Source organism: Mesorhizobium sp. B1-1-6 (genome assembly GCF_006443035.1).
Lineage (GTDB): Bacteria > Pseudomonadota > Alphaproteobacteria > Rhizobiales > Rhizobiaceae > Mesorhizobium.
The window spans coordinates 1-1426 of sequence record NZ_VFWR01000045.1 but is presented as its reverse complement, the minus strand read 5'-3'; the positions used below and the strand labels follow the sequence as shown (position 1 = coordinate 1426).

Below are 1426 nucleotides of genomic sequence, written 5' to 3'. Positions count from 1 at the left end.
GATCGTGTCCCGGGGAGTGGTGTAGCTGACGGCATTGGTCGCCGTGCTCTCCGGCATGGGCCGGGCTGATCAGCGCGCCACGGCTGGCAAGCTGATCAGGGGATCATCGCTCATCTGGCTGATCGTTTCCAGAGTCATATATCTGGCCCGCTGCACTGCCCATTCATCGTTCTGTTCGAGCAGGATTGCGCCGACCAGACGCACGATCGCATCGTCGTTCGGGAAGATTCCGACGACCTCGGTGCGCCGCTTGATCTCGCCGTTGAGACGCTCGATCGGATTGGTCGAGTGCAGCTTGGCGCGGTGTTCTTTCGGGAAGGTCATGTAGGCCAGCACGTCGGGCTCGGCGTCGTCCATGATTGTCGCCAACTTCGGCACCTTCGGCCGGATCTGGTCGGCGACGGCGCGCCATTGCACGCTTGCGGCCTCGGGCGTTTCCTGGGCGAAGGCGGTGGCGATGAAAGCGGAGACGACCCTGCGGCCGCTCTTGCCGGCATGGGCCAGCACGTTCCTCATGAAGTGGACGCGGCAGCGCTGCCATGTCGCGCACAGCACCTTGGTGACGGCCGCCTTGATGCCTTCATGGGCATCGGAGACGACGAGCTTGACGCCGCGCAGGCCGCGGCGGGTCAGCTTGCGCAGGAACTCCGTCCAGATCGGCTCGGCCTCCGAGGTGCCAATCTCCATGCCCATCACCTCGCGCCGACCGTCCGCGTTGACGCCGACAGCGAGGATGACGGCGACCGAGACGATGCGACCGCCGCGGCGCACCTTCAGGTAGGTGGCGTCGATCCACAGATAGGGCCAGTCGCCCTCGATGGGTCTTTCAAGGAACGCTTTGACCTTGCCGTCGATCTCCTCGCACAGCCGCGAGACCTGGCTCTTCGAAATGCCGCTCATCCCCATGGCCTTGACCAGGTCGTCAACCGAGCGGGTCGAGATGCCTTGCACATAAGCTTCCTGGATGACGGCGGTCAGCGCCTTCTCGGCCATGCGGCGCGGTTCGAGGAAACCTGGGAAGTAGGAGCCCTTCCTGAGCTTGGGGATGCGCAGCTCGACGGTGCCGGCGCGCGTCTCCCAGTCGCGCTCGCGATAGCCGTTGCGCTGGGCCGTGCGCAACGGGTTCTTCTCGCCATAGGCGGCGCCGGTGGCGGCCCCAACCTCCATTTCCATCAGCCGCTCGGCGGCAAAGCCGATCATCTCGCGCAGGAGATCGGCATCCGGGGTCTTCTCCACGAGCGTGCGCAGGTTCATCATGTCGTCGGTCATCGGTGGTCCTTCCGAATTGGGTTGGCGTCAACAACCAAACCCTACCGGAAAGCGCCGATGACCACCGCAAAGCCGCTCGCTCGCTACGGCGCGACTAACGGCGCGCTCGCGAGCGGCTTCGTAACCGCCGAGCTACACCACCTGTGGGGACACGACC

General features: G+C 65.0%; 1 protein-coding gene. It reads right to left on the bottom strand.

Annotation, left to right across the window (positions count from 1 at the left end; translation table 11 throughout):
• Window positions 1-69: 69 nt before the first annotated feature.
• The gene (locus FJ979_RS32365) at window positions 70-1269 is read right to left on the bottom strand and encodes an IS256 family transposase (protein WP_140584734.1); all 1200 of its coding nucleotides are present in this window, start codon (window positions 1267-1269) and stop codon (window positions 70-72) included.
• Window positions 1270-1426: the final 157 nt, after the last annotated feature.